This is a genomic window from Flavobacterium sp. LK-23, from assembly GCF_058135255.1.
The window spans coordinates 19936-36077 of sequence record NZ_JBYUVT010000015.1 but is presented as its reverse complement, the minus strand read 5'-3'; the positions used below and the strand labels follow the sequence as shown (position 1 = coordinate 36077).

The 16142-nt window shown below is 31.9% G+C and carries 16 protein-coding genes; 6 read left to right on the top strand and 10 right to left on the bottom strand.

From position 1 onward, the window contains the following. The first annotated feature begins 119 nt into the window (after window positions 1-119). From AC3Y25_RS18650 to AC3Y25_RS18640, 3 genes are read left to right on the top strand one after another with little or no spacing between them, the layout of a single operon-like run. Window positions 120-458 (top strand): type II toxin-antitoxin system RelE/ParE family toxin, encoded by a 339-nt coding sequence (locus AC3Y25_RS18650; protein ID WP_379797874.1) that lies wholly within the window; start codon window positions 120-122, stop codon window positions 456-458. 16 nt (window positions 459-474) lie between these two features. Next, window positions 475-789, top strand: a complete 315-nt coding sequence (locus tag AC3Y25_RS18645; RefSeq protein WP_379797876.1) for a helix-turn-helix transcriptional regulator — start codon at window positions 475-477, stop codon at window positions 787-789. 29 nt (window positions 790-818) lie between these two features. Then, the gene (locus AC3Y25_RS18640) at window positions 819-1388 is read left to right on the top strand and encodes a cysteine hydrolase family protein (protein ID WP_489903775.1); all 570 of its coding nucleotides are present in this window, start codon (window positions 819-821) and stop codon (window positions 1386-1388) included. A 115-nt stretch (window positions 1389-1503) separates the two neighbouring features. Here AC3Y25_RS18640 and AC3Y25_RS18635 read toward each other — a convergent pair whose 3' ends face one another. Genes AC3Y25_RS18635 through AC3Y25_RS18625 form a run of 3 tightly spaced genes read right to left on the bottom strand, consistent with a single transcriptional unit; the run spans window position 1504 to window position 3259 of the window. After that, window positions 1504-1932, bottom strand: coding sequence for a hypothetical protein (locus tag AC3Y25_RS18635; protein WP_489903774.1), 429 nt, complete (start codon window positions 1930-1932; stop codon window positions 1504-1506). 46 nt (window positions 1933-1978) lie between these two features. Next, window positions 1979-2482, bottom strand: coding sequence for a hypothetical protein (locus AC3Y25_RS18630; protein WP_095929976.1), 504 nt, complete (start codon window positions 2480-2482; stop codon window positions 1979-1981). Between the two features lie 12 nt (window positions 2483-2494). Further along, window positions 2495-3259 carry an MBL fold metallo-hydrolase gene (locus AC3Y25_RS18625; RefSeq protein ID WP_489903773.1) on the bottom strand — a complete coding sequence of 255 codons (765 nt, stop codon included), beginning with the start codon at window positions 3257-3259 and terminating at the stop codon, window positions 2495-2497. Between the two features lie 90 nt (window positions 3260-3349). Here AC3Y25_RS18625 and AC3Y25_RS18620 point away from each other — a divergent pair, with 90 nt between their 5' ends. Next, window positions 3350-4810 carry a TonB-dependent receptor gene (locus tag AC3Y25_RS18620; RefSeq protein WP_489903772.1) on the top strand — a complete coding sequence of 487 codons (1461 nt, stop codon included), beginning with the start codon at window positions 3350-3352 and terminating at the stop codon, window positions 4808-4810. Window positions 4811-5127: 317 nt separating this feature from the next. Here the strand turns inward: AC3Y25_RS18620 and bcp are convergent, their stop codons facing one another. Then, window positions 5128-5580, bottom strand: a complete 453-nt coding sequence (gene bcp, locus AC3Y25_RS18615) for a thioredoxin-dependent thiol peroxidase (protein WP_489903771.1) — start codon at window positions 5578-5580, stop codon at window positions 5128-5130. A 276-nt stretch (window positions 5581-5856) separates the two neighbouring features. On the opposite strand from bcp, the gene nth reads away from it, so the two are divergent. Continuing rightward, window positions 5857-6519: an endonuclease III gene (gene nth, locus AC3Y25_RS18610; RefSeq protein WP_489903770.1), complete on the top strand. Its 663-nt coding sequence runs from the start codon at window positions 5857-5859 to the stop codon at window positions 6517-6519. A 64-nt stretch (window positions 6520-6583) separates the two neighbouring features. On the opposite strand, the gene AC3Y25_RS18605 is transcribed toward nth, so the two are convergent. From AC3Y25_RS18605 to AC3Y25_RS18595, 3 genes are all read right to left on the bottom strand, one after another. Beyond that, window positions 6584-7648, bottom strand: a complete 1065-nt coding sequence (locus tag AC3Y25_RS18605; RefSeq protein ID WP_489903769.1) for a tetratricopeptide repeat protein — start codon at window positions 7646-7648, stop codon at window positions 6584-6586. Between the two features lie 546 nt (window positions 7649-8194). Then, window positions 8195-8338 carry a hypothetical protein gene (locus AC3Y25_RS18600; protein ID WP_248726141.1) on the bottom strand — a complete coding sequence of 48 codons (144 nt, stop codon included), beginning with the start codon at window positions 8336-8338 and terminating at the stop codon, window positions 8195-8197. Between the two features lie 50 nt (window positions 8339-8388). Beyond that, entirely contained in the window at window positions 8389-8973 is a 585-nt protein-coding gene (locus tag AC3Y25_RS18595) for an RNA polymerase sigma factor (RefSeq protein ID WP_250835419.1), read from the bottom strand. Window positions 8974-9490: 517 nt separating this feature from the next. Here AC3Y25_RS18595 and uvrA point away from each other — a divergent pair. Next, window positions 9491-12286, top strand: coding sequence for an excinuclease ABC subunit UvrA (gene uvrA / locus AC3Y25_RS18590; protein WP_489903768.1), 2796 nt, complete (start codon window positions 9491-9493; stop codon window positions 12284-12286). An 88-nt stretch (window positions 12287-12374) separates the two neighbouring features. Here uvrA and AC3Y25_RS18585 read toward each other — a convergent pair whose 3' ends face one another. The 3 genes from AC3Y25_RS18585 to AC3Y25_RS18575 form a co-directional block, all read right to left on the bottom strand. Then, window positions 12375-12674, bottom strand: a complete 300-nt coding sequence (locus AC3Y25_RS18585) for a DUF8108 domain-containing protein (protein WP_172426902.1) — start codon at window positions 12672-12674, stop codon at window positions 12375-12377. 229 nt (window positions 12675-12903) lie between these two features. Continuing rightward, the gene (locus AC3Y25_RS18580) at window positions 12904-14556 is read right to left on the bottom strand and encodes a mechanosensitive ion channel family protein (protein ID WP_489903767.1); all 1653 of its coding nucleotides are present in this window, start codon (window positions 14554-14556) and stop codon (window positions 12904-12906) included. A 96-nt stretch (window positions 14557-14652) separates the two neighbouring features. Next, window positions 14653-16122 (bottom strand): oligosaccharide flippase family protein, encoded by a 1470-nt coding sequence (locus AC3Y25_RS18575; RefSeq protein ID WP_250835415.1) that lies wholly within the window; start codon window positions 16120-16122, stop codon window positions 14653-14655. Between the last annotated feature and the right edge of the window lie 20 nt (window positions 16123-16142).

Below are 16142 nucleotides of genomic sequence, written 5' to 3'. Positions count from 1 at the left end.
TATATATTGTACTTTAGCCTTAATAAACCGAACATGGTTTATTAAAAGAGAGTAAAGTAATTAAATACCAAAAAGTTTCTCCAAAAGGAAACTTTTTGGTATTTTTGTATAGCAAGAAAATGGAAAAAAATTTTGATGTAATCTTTCTAGAAGAAGTTTTTGATTTTCTAAAAAATTTAAAACCCAAACATTCAGAAAAAATAATTTATAATATTCGAAAATCGCAAACAAAAAATGATCCTGAGCTTTTTAAAAAGTTAAATGATGAAATTTGGGAGTTTCGGACTTTATATCAAGGAAATCACTATCGGCTATTAGCTTTTTGGGATAAAACCAATGCACAAAACACTCTTGTAATTTCTACACATGGATTTATAAAGAAACAAGGTAAAGTACCTGATAAAGAAATATCAAGAGCACAAAAATTGAGGTTAGAATATTTTAAAGATAAAGATTAAATTCAATTTTAAAAACATGAAAACATATACTTTAAATCAAGTAACCGATGAAATCATTGGTAAAACTGGAACTCCTGCAAGAGATCGATTTGAACATGATTTACAAATGGATTTGATTGGAAATGCGATTAAGCAAACTCGTAAAGAACGCAATTTAACTCAAGAAGAGTTAGGCAAACTTATTGGAGTTCAAAAAGCACAAATATCCAAACTTGAAAAAAATGCGGGAAATGTAACACTAGAAACTGTAATTAAAGTTTTTACAGCACTAAAAGCTACAGTCAAATTTCAAATAGAATTAAAAGACTTAACGATCAGTTTAGATAAATAAACTTTTTTCATCATTACAATACTATATAAATGAACACTACAAAACTTAATAACGCCGCATTGATTTTAATTGATATTCAAAAAGGTTTTAACGATGTTTTCTATTGGGGCGGAGACCGAAATAATGTCGACGCAGAAGAAAAAGCGGGTGAACTTTTGGAAATTTGGAGAGCTAAAAAACTGCCTATTTTTCACGTTCAGCATTGTTCTTCAAATCCAAATTCGATTTTAAACGAAACAAATCCTGGAAATGAATTTCAGGATATTGTGAAACCTCTTGAGGGAGAAACAATAATCAAAAAGAATGTCAATAGTGCTTTTATAGGAACGAACCTAAAAGAACTAATTGACAATGCTAATATCACGAATCTTGTTATTGTTGGTTTAACTACAGATCACTGTGTTTCTACAACAACTAGAATGGCTGGTAATTTTGGTTATACAGTATATTTAGTTTCGGATGCAACCGCAACTTTCAATAAAAAAGGTCTAAACGGAGAAGAATTTTCTGCCGAATTAATACATCAGACTGCTTTAGCAAGTTTAAATGAAGAATTTGCTCACGTAGTAAGCTCTGAGTTTATTAAAGAGGTTATTTAGTGTTCAGTCGCAATCGCAGTTTTCAGTCTTGAATGATGAAAAAAAACTTTGTCAAAGTTTCAAACTTTGACAAAGTTTTAGTCTGTAAACTGGGACTCGATACTGCGACTGAATACTATTGCCCTGTATAAAGAATCTTCTCTCCTTTTTTCAGAACATAACCTTTCCAAGGAATTAACTGCCAATCGCCGTTAACCCAAGAATCACCTTCCGATTTTCTTTCTAGAATGATCGATTCTTTCTGAGTATCTAAGAAAAGCTCTGCTTTATTTCCGTCAAAAATTACATAGGAAACTGTAGAATATGTTTTTCCATCTTCAGCATGATTCAACCTTGTGCTATTTTCAAAAATTCGAATACACTCTTTTTTAAGTGTTGACCACGTATAGCCTGCTGAAGCTTTACAGCCATGCGAATCGGAATCTCCTCCAACCACAGCTTCTTTTTGTGGCTCTTTTGGAGTTGTGCTGGTATTTTCTTGAGAAACTTTCTTTCCGCAAGAAATTGCACTTGACATAATCAAAAACAAAAATATCTTTTTCATAATCCTAAATTTATTTAAAGGTCAAAAAAAATAGGATTATAAAATCCTATTTTTGATATAACCAAGTTTGATTTACTTCAAAGGTAATATTATCGTCGTTATCTACAAAGTATTTTAACAAGACTTCTCCCCATAATTCTCCATTACTATAATCTGCAATGATCCAACGGTGGTTTAAAATTTTTACTTTATTGATGATAAATTTGTTTGGACCAATCTGATCTTGTCCCGTGTAAGGATTCCCTTTTGGATTTGCATTGAAATCTAACAGCTTTTCAGTTACAACCGGAATTAGTTTCTCATACAAAATCACTTTTCCGCCAGAAGCACTATTATCAAAGTAATTTTGTGCATTCTCGTTGTGTTCTAAAGAAAAATAATCAGCCTCTGCCAATTGAGTTTTTACTAGACTAATACTATCTCTTAGTTTCTTAGTTGTTTTATCATATCTATTCTGCGCAAATTTTACTTCACCGCTGTAGAACGCATAAGTAAAGACATTCATTAAAATAGCAAGAATAAAAAGATAAAGCATTAAGGATTTTTTCATTGTGTGGTATAATTAAATTGTAATTTCTAAATTATCGTAAGCCAAGAAAACATTTTCAGGAAGGCTTTGCTGCACTTCTTCATGAAATCCTAAAACATGGCTAATATGCGTTAAATACGCTTTTTCGGGCTTAACAAGATTAATAAAATCAAGTGCTTCTTGCAGATTGAAATGAGTATTGTGAGGTTCGACGCGCAAAGCATTTACAACCAAAACTTTCAATCCTTTTAGTTTTTCAATTTCAGCTTGTTCGATGGTTTTTACATCTGTCAGATAAGCAAAATCATCTATTCTATATCCAAAAACCTGCAAATCACCGTGCATAGCATTTATCGGAATTGCCATTTTATCGCCAACTGCAAAAGGCGCATTGTTATGCACTTCGATTGTTTTTACACTCGGAGCTCCAGGATATTTATTTACAGTCTCAAAAACATAATCAAAACGGCGTTGTAAGTTGTCTAAAACCCGCTTGTGTCCATAAATTGGAATTTCTCCTTGTCTAAAATTAAACGGACGTATATCGTCTAATCCAGCAGTATGATCTGCATGTTCGTGCGTAAAAAGAATTGCATCTAATTTTCTACATCCGCAAGAAAGCATTTGCTGTCTAAAATCGGGACCGCAATCGATTACAAATGAATACTCCTCCCACGTAATCCAAATGGATACGCGGAGCCTTTTATCCTTAGCATCAGTGCTTTTACAAACGGGATGATCGATTCCGATGATCGGAATGCCTTGAGAAGTACCAGTACCTAAAAAATAGACCTTCAATTGAACTTAATTTTTTTACAAAAATAGGATTATTTCTCTTTCATTAGAACCCTAATTTACTAACTTTGTAACAAATCTATTTAAAATAAAATGGGTACAGAAATAAAACTCAAAGGTGACAAGGTCATCGAACAGATTCCTTCTATAAAAGACAAAGCATTACGCATTAATTTAAACGAGAATATTTACGGAACGTTTGCTGAAATTGGCGCTGGACAAGAGACTGTTAGGCATTTTTTCAGATCCGGAGGTTCTTCTGGAACTATTGCAAAAGCGATGTCTGCTTACGATAAAGATTTTAGTGATGCCGTTTATGGCGCTGAAACTGACGGAAGATATGTTACCGAAGAGCGTTTAAAAAAGATGCTTACCCATGAAAGCCAGATCATTGAAGAGCGTTTAAGCAGAGAAAAACACCCAACAAAACTTTTCTTTAGTTATGCTAACACTGTTGCGACGATAGATTTTGCTAAACAATTTAAAGGTCACGGATGGGTTGGAATTCGATACCAAATTGAACCAGACGAGGCTTATAACGAAATTATTCTTCACATTCGTTTCAAAGAAACTGACGCAAGACTACAACAAGAAACACTTGGTATTTTAGGAGTTAACTTAATTTACGGTGCTTTTTACAAATACAATGATCCAAAACGATTGCTTCGTTATTTATACGATCACTTAGATAAAGACCAATTAGAAATCGATACCATCAACTTTTCTGGACCTCGTTTTGCCGATGTCGACAACCGTTTGATGAGTTTGCAATTGGTTAAAAACGGAATGACAGATGCCGTAATGTTTAACCCAGAAGGAAAAAACATTTTGCCAGCTGCTATTTTATACAAAAAGAACCTTTTGGCTTTAAGAGGAAGTTTCCGTCCTGTTACTAAAGTAAATATGGACATGTACGAGAAATCTTTGGAAATGTTTCTCAAAGAAAATAAGGTTGAAAAAAATAATACTCTTGTAATTTTTGAAATTACGCTTTCTAATTTAAGATCAGATGGAGAAATTGACGAAAGAGACTTTATGGACAGAGCTGAATTGCTTTGTTCTCTTGGTCAAACGGTTATGATTTCGAATTTCCAAGAATACTATAAAGTAGTAGAGTATTTTGCTAATTATACCAAAGCTCGTATGGGACTAGCAATGGGTGTAAATAACCTTGTTGATATTTTTGATGAGAAATACTACCGTCATTTAAGTGGTGGAATTCTAGAAGCTTTCGGTAAATTATTCTATCGTGATATGAAAGTATTCTTATATCCTATGTTAGATGAAGATGGCTCATTAATGAATTCGAACAACCTGAAGGTTCATCCTAGAATGAAAGAATTATATAAATTCTTTAAATTCAACGGAAAAGTGGTTGATATAGAAGACTATGATCCGAATATCTTGGATGTTTTCTCTAGAGAAATCCTAAAAATGATCAATCAAGGTAAACCTGGATGGGAACCAATGCTTCCTCCTGGAATTCCTGAAATTATAAAAGAACATCACCTTTTTGGATATCATCCACAGAAAGAATTAGAACAAAATACATAATAAAAAAAGTCCCTTTATTGGGACTTTTTTTATGTTTCAGGTTTCAGGTTATTGTTGGAGCGGGTATTTTTTTTACCGCAAAGTTCGCAAAGTTTTTCCGCAAAGCTCGCAGAGAAATTATATAAAGCTTTGTAAAAGCTTTTTAAGCTCTTAAAGTAATATAATCTATACTTCTAAGCTTTGAGGACTTAAAAAAACTTTAATTCAAACTGTAAACCTTTGCGAGCTTTGCGAAAAAACTTTGCGAACTTTGCGTTAAAATTAAGTCCCAGCAGACAACTTGAAACTTGAAACCTGAAACTTGAAACAAAAAATCTCTATTTCAAAATCTGCGAAGCGTGTTCTTTTGTTTTTACTTTTTCGATTACTTCTTCTATAATTCCTTTTTCATCGATCACGAAAGTGGTTCTATGAATTCCGTCGTATTCTTTTCCCATGAATTTCTTCGGTCCCCAAACCCCAAATGCATTAATAACCGATTTGTCTTCATCTGCAAGTAAAGGAAATGGCAATTCGTATTTTTCTTTGAATTTTATCTGTGCTTTCTCACTGTCTGCACTAACACCAAGAAGTTCATAATTATTTGCTTGAAAACGGTGAAAATTATCTCTTAAATCACAAGCTTCTGCCGTACAGCCAGGCGTACTTGCTTTTGGATAAAAGAAAACAACTAATTTTTTTCCAGCATAATCTGCCAGCTTATGTGTTTTTCCGTCTTGATCTATTCCTGAAAAATTTGGCGCTTTATCTCCTGCTTTTAATGTTGTCATACCTTTTTTTATTTTAGATTGTTGATTTTAGATTATTCACAAATATAACTCACAACTCTTAACTCATAACTTATAATTCATAACTTTTTTATGCCCCAGATTGAAGTGGAAACCCCGGAATTATGATAGTCTATATTTTTTGTATTTAAAAAGCGACCGAAGGAAGCTCTTTTAAATACTTAAAAATGTGACTAGCATAATGAGGAGTTGAAACGGAAAGCTGGATTAGGCACATCATTAAAATTATACTATTTTTACAACATTAAAAATACGGAAATGAATAAAGAAGCTCGCGTACAATTTGTTATTGATAAATTAAAAGAACTCTACCCTACTATACCTGTTCCGCTTGATCATAAAGATCCTTATACGCTTTTGATTGCTGTTTTATTATCTGCACAATGTACCGATGTTCGTGTAAACCAAATTACACCTTTATTATTTTCAAAAGCCGATAATCCGTATGATATGGTTAAAATGTCGGTAGAAGAAATCAAAGAAATTATTCGTCCGTGCGGTTTATCTCCTATGAAATCTAAAGGCATTTATGGTTTATCTGAAATTTTAATTGAAAAGTATAATGGAGAAGTTCCACAGAGTTTTGAGGCACTTGAAGCTTTACCTGCTGTTGGACACAAAACGGCAAGTGTAGTAATGTCACAAGCTTTTGGCGTGCCTGCATTTCCTGTAGATACGCATATTCACCGCTTGATGCACAGATGGAATTTATCTAACGGCAAAAATGTAGCGCAGACTGAAAAAGATGCCAAAAGATTATTTCCTAGAGATTTATGGAACGATTTACACTTGCAAATTATATGGTATGGCCGAGAATATTCACCCGCTAGAGGTTGGAATCTTGAAAAAGATATTATAACGAAAACTGTAGGTAAAAAATCTCTAATTGAAGAGATGGAAAAAACAGTGTCAAAAAAATAAAGGCGCAAAGATTAAAAACCTCTGCACCTTTGTTACTTTGCAACTTTGTATCTTTTTAAGAAAACTACATTCCTGCTTTTAAAGCATTATATTCTGCATTCATATCAAGCGATCTGTAAACACCTAACAATATTTTTGTAGCATCTGGGTTTTTCGGTTCTAGAACCAATACTTTTTTCAAATACGGAATTGCACTTCGAACAATATCATCTTTCTGAGCATTCAGCTTATCATATTTCTTCATTTCGGCTGGAGTAGTTCCTAATGATGCTATTTCATCAGCCAAATCTTTTTTCATTTGCAACTTCAAATAAGCCAAATTAATATAAGCATCGACATAATTCGGGTCTAATTCCAGAACATAATTATAAATAGATTCTGCTCTTGCATAGTCCTTTTTTTCAAGATAAGCATAAGCTAGATTATTGTTTACTTCTGTTCTTTTTGAAGGCACAGACTCGGTTCTTGGTTTTTCGTAAAGACCTTGCTGTATTGCCGATTCTCTAGCTTTTGGCGAAATAAAAAGGTCTTCTTCTTTTGTTTTCTTATTTGTGGCAAAGTACAAAACTCCTTTTCCTGAATAATTAATTTTTTTGAGAAGTTCGTAGTAAGTCACAGCTGCATTAAAATCTTTAGCATTTAGAGATGAAGATGCTGCATTGTATAAGTTTATGGTATCTTTTTTATCAAACAAATATACCTTGTAACTTTTTTCAGCGCTTTCTTTATATTTTTCGGCTTTAAAATCTGCCATTGCGCCATTAACAAGACTAGCTTTCATGTCTTTTAAAGCCATATTAGCTTTAATTGTCCACTTAAATTTTCCTGATTCGTTCTCGTATAAAAAAACGTCTTGATACGATTGGGATGCCAATGTAAAATTGTTTGCTGCGTCTATGTTTTTTACAGCCAAATCTTTTAAGACATTACCTTTTAAGAAATAGTAATCAGATTTGTCTTCATCAGAAGCATTAAGAATAAGGTATTCTGTTTTAGTTAAAATAGCCAAAGCATCTTGACTATTTCCTTTATCAAATAAAGACTGCGCTTCCTTAATTTTGTCTTTTTGGGCAAATGCGCCAATGCTCATCAATAATAAGCACGACAACACTTTAATGTTCTCTTTCATTTTTACGGTTAAGTTTTGGTGATTAAATGATTTTTCTTAGTTCTTTTGAGGCATAGTAAAAAGATAATTAAATTGATTTAAAATTATCTTTATTACCATTTGTGAGCAAACATTTTCTGGTCCAAATATTTTCTCAAAAATCAAATGAGCATCAAACTTAACAAAATAAAGCAGGGTAGTTTTTCTTCATAAACGATCTGTTTTGGGGGTTAAATATTTAATTTTTAATGTTTATTTTCTAATTCTTATCTTAAACAACTTTTCAATACGAATAACACTTCACAAAAGCATTTTATTCGAATAAAAAGTTAGTTTTTTAACTAAAATAGAATTAAAAACCAAATAAACATATAAATTCTCATCAAATTTTTAAATTTTAACAAAAAGAGGAGAAAAATGATGTAAAAACCTTATGTTTTTATATCAAAAAATAGTAGAAATAAAAAAACTCACTACCTGTATATTAAATATACAAACAGTGAGCTCTTAAACCAAAACGACCATTTGGTTTATTTTGATAAACATCCGACAGAACCAGTGGGCTGTTTAGTTAGCTATAATCTCAAAATTTTTATCCTCAATCTTAACTACAGTCAAGGCTCTTGAATAATTCAATAAAAAAGAAACAACTTCTTTTTTAGGTTTAAGATTTTTAGAAGCTAATGCTTTTTTTGAGTAAATTTTCCCCATACTATCAGACTATTTTATACTAATATAACGGGCTTATTATCAAAATAGTATTAGTTGGTTAAAATAATTTGATGTTTATCTATTATTTTTCTCAAATTCATTAGCGCATAACGCATTCTTCCTAATGCTGTATTGATGCTAACGCCTGTTACTTCAGAGATTTCTTTGAAGCTCATATCTTGATACATACGCATTACAAGCACTTCCTTTTGGTCTTCTGGAAGCTCTTCTATTAGCTTTTTCAAATCAAGTTCTACTTGATCTACAATCATTTTGCCTTCAATTGTCAAGGTATCATCTGACATAATAGAAAAAATAGAAAACTCTTCTGTCTCTCTGTACATCGGCATTTTCTTTGTTTTGCGAAAATGATCTACAATTAAATTATGAGAAATACGCATAACCCAAGGTAAAAATTTACCCTCCTCGTTGTACGAATTACTTTTTAAAGTTTTAATTACTTTAATAAATGTATCTTGAAAAATATCATTTGAAATATCTCTATCAGCTATCTTAGAATATATAAATCCATATATCTTAGACTCGTGCCTTTTTATTAATGTTGCAAGTGCAGCTTCACTACCGTCAACATAATTTTTTACTAATAGAGCGTCTGGAGTATGCAGATCAGCCATAATAACTACTTTTTTTAGTTTTAATTTTAAAATTTGGAGTATTTTCTAAAAAGTAGTTTTCTTATATAGGCGTTTCTTTTTTATAGGTTATGTTAATATTGTGACCAAATTTAACAAATTTTAGTTTTAAAAAGCAAATAAAATTATTAATAATTATTAGTAAAACTTTTATTAATGTACAATAAACATAAAATTTACGTGCAAACAGCTAAAAATTCATAAAACGAAAGAGGCTTAAAACCGTTAAAAAACACACCTAAACACCTCAATATTAACGAGATAATATTTACTTATTTATTCAAATCAAAATTCAAATTACAATTTTTTCCCGAAATAAACAGACAATCGCTTAATATTTTTTTTGCAGAACAATTATTTTCATTCAAAAAGCACCTTTTTTAAGTTAAAAATAGGTTCAAAAAAGAATATTAAAAGATTAAAATAGTTAAGATTTGGAACTAAATCCTTAACTAAATCCAATTCAAAATTGATTACTTTTGTAAAAATTGACTTTTTTATGCAAATTGACCTTTCTAAAATAGATCCAAAATCAAATATTATAATTAAAGGAGCACAGGTACATAATTTAAAAAATGTAGATGTTGTTATTCCGAGAAATAAACTGGTTGTCATTACAGGTCTTTCAGGATCAGGAAAATCAAGTTTAGCTTTTGACACTTTATATGCCGAAGGACAAAGACGTTACGTAGAAAGTTTATCCTCTTATGCGCGTCAGTTTTTAGGCCGTTTAGACAAACCAAAGGTAGAATATATTAAAGGTATTGCGCCTGCAATTGCTATTGAGCAAAAAGTAAATACAACCAACGCCCGTTCGACTGTCGGAACTTCTACAGAAATTTACGACTACATCAAACTTTTGTTTGCGAGAATCGGACGCACGTACTCTCCTATTTCTGGGCAGGAAGTCAAAAAAAACACGGTTACAGATGTTATTTCCGAGGTTAAAAATCTTCCACTCGATAGCAGATGGTTACTTCTTGCTCCTATTCATCTTGAAGAAGGCAGACAATTAGAAGATAAACTAAAAGTTCTTTTACAGCAAGGTTTTGCCCGTATCTTGGTTGATAATGAAATGGTTCGTTTGGACGAGTTTTCTTCTTCAGATTTACATCAATTAGACAATAAAGATATTTTATTGATCATTGACCGTATTGTTGTAAAAGAGGAAGAGGAATTTTATAACCGTCTGGCTGATGCTGTACAAACTGCTTTTTTTGAAGGAAAAGGAATTTGTTACTTGCAGGAATTAAATGCCGAAAAGAGATTTTCTTATTCTAATAATTTTGAGCTTGACGGAATGACTTTTCTGGAGCCAAATGTGCATTTATTCAGTTTCAACAATCCGTATGGAGCTTGCCCTGTTTGTGAAGGGTATGGAAATATAATTGGCATTGATGGTGATCTGGTTGTTCCGAACACTTCATTATCCATTTATGAAAGCGCTATTTATCCATGGCGAGGCGAAAGCATGAGCTGGTACAAAGATGAATTGGTCAAACATGCTTATAAATTTGATTTCCCAATTCACAAACCCTATTTTCAATTAACAGACGAACAGAAAGATTTAATTTGGACAGGAAATCAGTATTTTCAAGGACTTAATGATTTCTTTAGAGAATTAGAAGAAAAAAATTACAAGATTCAAAATCGTGTAATGCTATCTCGTTACCGAGGAAAAACAAAATGTCATGTTTGCAAAGGCAAACGTCTGCGCGAAGAAGCTTCTTACGTAAAAATAAACGGGAAAACGGTTTCTGACTTAGTAGATTTACCAATTAAACATTTGGTTACTTTCTTCAAAAACATTGAATTAAATCAGTACGAACAGCAGATTGCTAAACGTTTGATGGTTGAAATTAATAATCGTTTATCTTTTTTAACCGAAGTTGGATTGGATTATCTTACTTTAAATAGAAATTCTGCTACACTTTCTGGAGGAGAATCGCAGCGTATTAATCTAGCGACTTCGCTTGGAAGTAGTTTGGTTGGATCGATGTATATTTTGGATGAGCCAAGTATAGGTCTGCATCCCAAAGATTCTGAAAGACTGATCAAAGTACTGCTTTCTCTTCGTGATCTTGGCAACACTGTAATTGTGGTTGAACATGACGAAGATATTATGAAAGCTGCCGATATGATTATCGATATTGGTCCCGAAGCTGGAACTTTTGGAGGTAAATTGGTTGCGCAAGGAACTTATGATGAAATTTTGAAATCTGATTCTTTGACAGCAAAATATTTAAATGGCGATTTAGAAATTTCTGTTCCAAAGAAAAGAAGAAAATTCAAAAATCATATTGACATCATTGGCGCACGCGAAAATAACTTAAAGAATATTAATGTCACTTTTCCTTTAGACGTTTTAACTGTTGTTACAGGAGTTTCTGGAAGTGGAAAAAGTACTTTGATTAAGAAAATTTTATTTCCAGCTGTTCAGAAAAAACTAGAAAGTGCCTCTGAAAAAGCAGGACAATTTACTGAAATCGCAGGATCATTTTCGCAGATTAAACATATTGAGTATGTGGATCAAAATCCGATTGGAAGAAGTTCAAGATCTAATCCGGTTACCTATATCAAAGCATATGATGATATTCGTGATTTGTATGCTAAAGAAAAATTATCAAAAATAAGAGGTTATCAAGCCAAACATTTCTCTTTTAATGTTGACGGAGGACGATGCGAAACTTGTAAAGGAGAAGGCTCTATAAATGTCGAAATGGTCTTTATGGCCGATGTTTCGCTACCTTGTGAAACTTGTGGTGGAAAACGATTTAAAAAAGAAATTCTAGAGGTTACTTTTGACAATCAAAACATCAATGACATTCTTACCATGACAATTGACGATGCGATTGCCTTTTTCGAAAAAAACAAACAGGCTAAAATCACTCAAAAATTGCAGCCTCTTCAAGATGTAGGTTTAGGATATGTTCAGTTAGGGCAATCTTCTTCTACACTTTCTGGTGGAGAAGCACAGCGTATTAAATTGGCTTCCTTTTTAGTGAAAGGAGCAACAAAAGACAAAGCATTATTTGTTTTTGATGAGCCAACAACTGGACTTCATTTTCATGATATTAAAAAGCTTTTAGCTTCGTTTGATGCCTTAATAGATAAAGGACATTCGATCATTGTAATCGAACACAACCTTGATTTGATCAAATGCGCCGATTGGATACTTGATTTAGGTCCAGAAGGCGGAGAAAACGGAGGTCATTTATTGGCATCTGGAACTCCAGAAGATATTGTAAAAGTAAAAGAATCGGTAACGGGAATTTACTTAAAAGACAAACTATAAATCTTACCCGTTTTTAAATAACAAAGCCATAAGTGCAATTGATTAATTTGCATTTATGGCTCTATTTATTTCTCGTTTTTTAGCTTTCTTATGCTACCAAACATCTTTCCTCAAAAGGAAGACCATCTTCGTCAATAGCTACTAAAATCTTTTTTTGTTTTGAAGCTTCAAAGGTTAAGTACAGCCATGCAAATGACCATAAACCTAGAGTTAAACAAAAAATCAAAAAATTCAAACTGTGATTAACCACTTTACCACCTTTAGATAAAACCGCGAAAAGCAATTCATCATTTCTTTCTTCTAAAGTAAATCCATTATGAACTTTGGTTGATATCATATTAGAAAATACTTGCATGCTTTGTTCATGGCTGAGATGATTGTACTTCATAATTTCTAATCTACAATTAATTCTGGTTACACTTTATTCGTAATTTCCTTCAAAACTATTTAATTCCTAACAATATATAAACAACTAGATTTAGTCGTTTTATTAGAAAAAAAACTGAGTTTTGAGCAAAGTACTGACAAACATTCATGATAAAGTTAATTTTTATTCGATTAATTACAAAGTATTCATGTGTTAAAGTTTTAAAATTTAATTACTCGTTATCAATTATTTAACCTTTGCTTTTAATATTAAAAACAGGAGATTCATAATCTTCTTTTAAATAATTAGGCGGAATTGTTGTTGTGTTTCCATCTCGTAAAGCACTGTAATGAGGCGACATAATCTCTATACCTGCAGCATTAAAAGAATCTTGAATATTTTGATGAAGTGAAGAATAAATCCTAGGTTGTTTGGTTGGTTCTTTGGTATAAACATTTATTTGATACGAAACATAAAAATCATCTAAACTGGTTTGAAGCACAAATGGTTTAGGTTCTTTTTCTGTCATTTCCGTTTTTAAAGCGGCATCAATCAAGGCGGCATAAATGTCTTTCCAAGGAACATCATATCCAATTGTCACTGTGGTATGTATTAGCAATCCGTTTGTGGACTGATTTGTATTTGCTGAAAAATTGGTAGAAGTGCTCGATAAAACGGTAGCGTTCGGAATTGTTATATCTTCAAATTTTGGTGTTCTGATTCTGGTGACCAAGGCCGTTTTTTCAATTACTTCACCGCTTACATCTCCAATTTTTATAAAGTCCCCAATTTTAAACGGACGCATATAGGTAATAACCAAACCTGCAACCATATTGGCGATAGCATTAGAAGAACCGAGCGAGAATAATACTCCGACAAATACAGAAACACCCTTAAAAATAGGTGAATCTGAACCTGGCAAATACGGAAAAATAATCACCAGCATAAAAGCGTACATTAAAAGTCTGATCACGTTGAATGTCGGTAATGCCCAATCACTATAAAAGCCATCAATTTTAATTTTTTCTGATTTTATTTCATAAAAGAAAAACTTAATAACTTTAAGTGAATATTTAAAAATAATGATGATTACAATTATGGTAAACAAGCTTGGCAAAAAGCTGATAAATCCCATAAAAGCCAATTTAGCTGGCGTTAAAATCCATTTGAGCAATGTTGTTGTATAGTCTTTTGTAGCAGGAAATATGCTGAACAAAACAGGAAGCGAAAGATATACGATTAAAATAAGCGTAATTATTTTTATAATGCCAAAAAATCGAAGGAACAAAAATAACTGTTTGTCTGGAGATAATATATTAATTGAATTGTAACTGACTCCTTTAAAATACCTAGCTCTATTTTTTACAATATATCTTTTTATGAAATTGAAAACTTTCGATATCAAAAATAAGACTAATCCAATTATAATGGTTAATAATACCGTATAACCAATTCGTTTAGGAAGCTGCGAATAATTTTCATTCTGATAAATTATTGCACTTTTAATTTTAGCCAAATTACGATTAGCAATCGCACTTACCGTACTGTTTTCCGCTTTCGCATCGGCTTCCAAAACAGACATTATCACCAAATCGCTCTGGTAAACAATATCCATAGAAACATCGGAAGGAATGATTTTTATAGAGTCTTTTTCGAAGAATGACTCATTATAAAGCCTTTTAATCTTATTGGTAATATATTGCGCTCTTTCTTTTGCAGAAAAAGAACCGACATTATGATATACTAGAAAAAGTGTATCGTTAAAAGGCTTTACAGGATAACCTTTTAATTTTACCGTTACTTCTTCTTTTTCAGAATTTTTCAGATTTTTGGTCTGGGCCATTACTGAAATAGAAAACAAAACAAAAAAGAAAGCTAATAACCTAAGTACTGTTATTTTCATATTCTATTAGAAATAAATTAGTTATCCTTTCTAACAAATATAAAAACAAAAAAGCTACGATTTTTAAATTACTTTCTTTTTTACAGAAAAATCAGATCAAATTTTAAAACCTAATTTTTTAAAAATTGAATCTATAACATTATTGATATCTGGTGAAATCTTAAACTTATAATTCAAGTACAGATATAAAATAGTTACTAATATCGATTTTAAAGCAATACTGATTAATTGAAAAAATGGAAATTCCCAAAAATAAAACAATAAAAACAATGCAAAGGTTAAGAGCATCGAATGAATAGTCTGTTTTGTAAAAGGGTATAAATGAAGTTTTTTCACCACAAAAAGCAGTTTTGCCAAACTATACAAAGTAATAGACAAAAGTGTTGCAAAGGCAGAACCAAAAATCCCGAAAATCGGAATAAATATCATGTTTAGAATTACAGTCAGAACAACAAGCATTAATCCTAAATACAATACCATACGGTAATATTTGGTATTGAAAATAATAGCGTTATTATTTCCTAAAATCAAGTCAAAATACTTAGAAAGACCAATCATAAATACAACTGAAATACCTCCGCTGTATTCTTTTGGAACCAATTCATACAATTGATGAATGTTCACAAAAATACACAGCATTACAAATCCACCGACAATCTGTAAGTTAATTGACGTCTTTTTGTACAGCAGATTTAATTCGTCATGTTTGTTTTCATGCATTAATTTGGCCGTAATCGGGTACACAATCTGATGCATGGCACGGCTCGGCACTGAAATAACCAAAGCGATATAAGTAGCAACTGAATAATAAGCAATATTTTCAATCTTCATGTATTGATTGAGCATCAGCTTATCTCCATCCAGAAGCAAATTGGCAACGCTTCCTGACAAGATAATATAAAAAGTATACTCCATTACACTTTTTACATTTTCTGGTATTGTAATCTGGAAATTCGGCTTTTTAATGTAAAATGCATAAAACATTGTGACAATAAAAGCCAGAAAATAAATACCTGCCGTTACGTAAACAAATTCAACCAAACTAATCCAATTGAAATACAATCCGATCAAAGCAAATGTAGAAAGCAGTCTTAAACCGACTTCTTTAATAAAGTTTCCAAAAACAGAATGCATATGCACTCTTGCCCAAGCGTAAAATATCTCAAAATAGGCCATGCAGATTCCAATAAACGGAATAAGAAGCATGAACTCACGAACAACTGGGTTCTCTTTAGAAACAAAATCGGTTATATCGTCGTAGAAGAAGATTCCGATAAGCCCTAACGGAATACACATTAAAATGGGAAACAGTGCTGTAAAAGACAAAAACTGCTCTCTTTCTTCTTCTGTTTCATACTGCGAATAAAACTTTACAAGCGTATTCTGCATTCCAATTGCAAACAAAGGCATAATTACGTTTGCTGCAGAAGTAACATAATTGGTTAATGCGTAATAAGTTGCTCCAAGAAAAACAGGATAAAGGTATAATGTATTAATGGCTCCGATACCAAAACCAATGTATGTAATTATAGTGTTTTTAAAAGACTGATTTAAGACAATACCCATTTCTTGAGTTTAGATTGTAT

Bases quoted from the DNA above. Each gene is read 5' to 3' on its own strand.
- bcp (WP_489903771.1), bottom strand. From the start codon at position 5,580: ATGACAACATTAAAAGCAGGAGATAAAGCGCCAAATTTTTCAGGAATA.
- AC3Y25_RS18605 (WP_489903769.1), bottom strand. From the start codon at position 7,648: ATGAAAGAGAACATTAAAGTGTTGTCGTGCTTATTATTGATGAGCATT.
- nth (WP_489903770.1), top strand. From the start codon at position 5,857: ATGAATAAAGAAGCTCGCGTACAATTTGTTATTGATAAATTAAAAGAA.
- AC3Y25_RS18650 (WP_379797874.1), top strand. From the start codon at position 120: ATGGAAAAAAATTTTGATGTAATCTTTCTAGAAGAAGTTTTTGATTTT.
- AC3Y25_RS18585 (WP_172426902.1), bottom strand. From the start codon at position 12,674: ATGAAGTACAATCATCTCAGCCATGAACAAAGCATGCAAGTATTTTCT.
- AC3Y25_RS18630 (WP_095929976.1), bottom strand. From the start codon at position 2,482: ATGAAAAAATCCTTAATGCTTTATCTTTTTATTCTTGCTATTTTAATG.
- AC3Y25_RS18600 (WP_248726141.1), bottom strand. From the start codon at position 8,338: ATGGGGAAAATTTACTCAAAAAAAGCATTAGCTTCTAAAAATCTTAAA.
- AC3Y25_RS18575 (WP_250835415.1), bottom strand. From the start codon at position 16,122: ATGGGTATTGTCTTAAATCAGTCTTTTAAAAACACTATAATTACATAC.
- uvrA (WP_489903768.1), top strand. From the start codon at position 9,491: ATGCAAATTGACCTTTCTAAAATAGATCCAAAATCAAATATTATAATT.
- AC3Y25_RS18640 (WP_489903775.1), top strand. From the start codon at position 819: ATGAACACTACAAAACTTAATAACGCCGCATTGATTTTAATTGATATT.
- AC3Y25_RS18645 (WP_379797876.1), top strand. From the start codon at position 475: ATGAAAACATATACTTTAAATCAAGTAACCGATGAAATCATTGGTAAA.
- AC3Y25_RS18635 (WP_489903774.1), bottom strand. From the start codon at position 1,932: ATGAAAAAGATATTTTTGTTTTTGATTATGTCAAGTGCAATTTCTTGC.
- AC3Y25_RS18620 (WP_489903772.1), top strand. From the start codon at position 3,350: ATGGGTACAGAAATAAAACTCAAAGGTGACAAGGTCATCGAACAGATT.
- AC3Y25_RS18595 (WP_250835419.1), bottom strand. From the start codon at position 8,973: ATGGCTGATCTGCATACTCCAGACGCTCTATTAGTAAAAAATTATGTT.
- AC3Y25_RS18580 (WP_489903767.1), bottom strand. From the start codon at position 14,556: ATGAAAATAACAGTACTTAGGTTATTAGCTTTCTTTTTTGTTTTGTTT.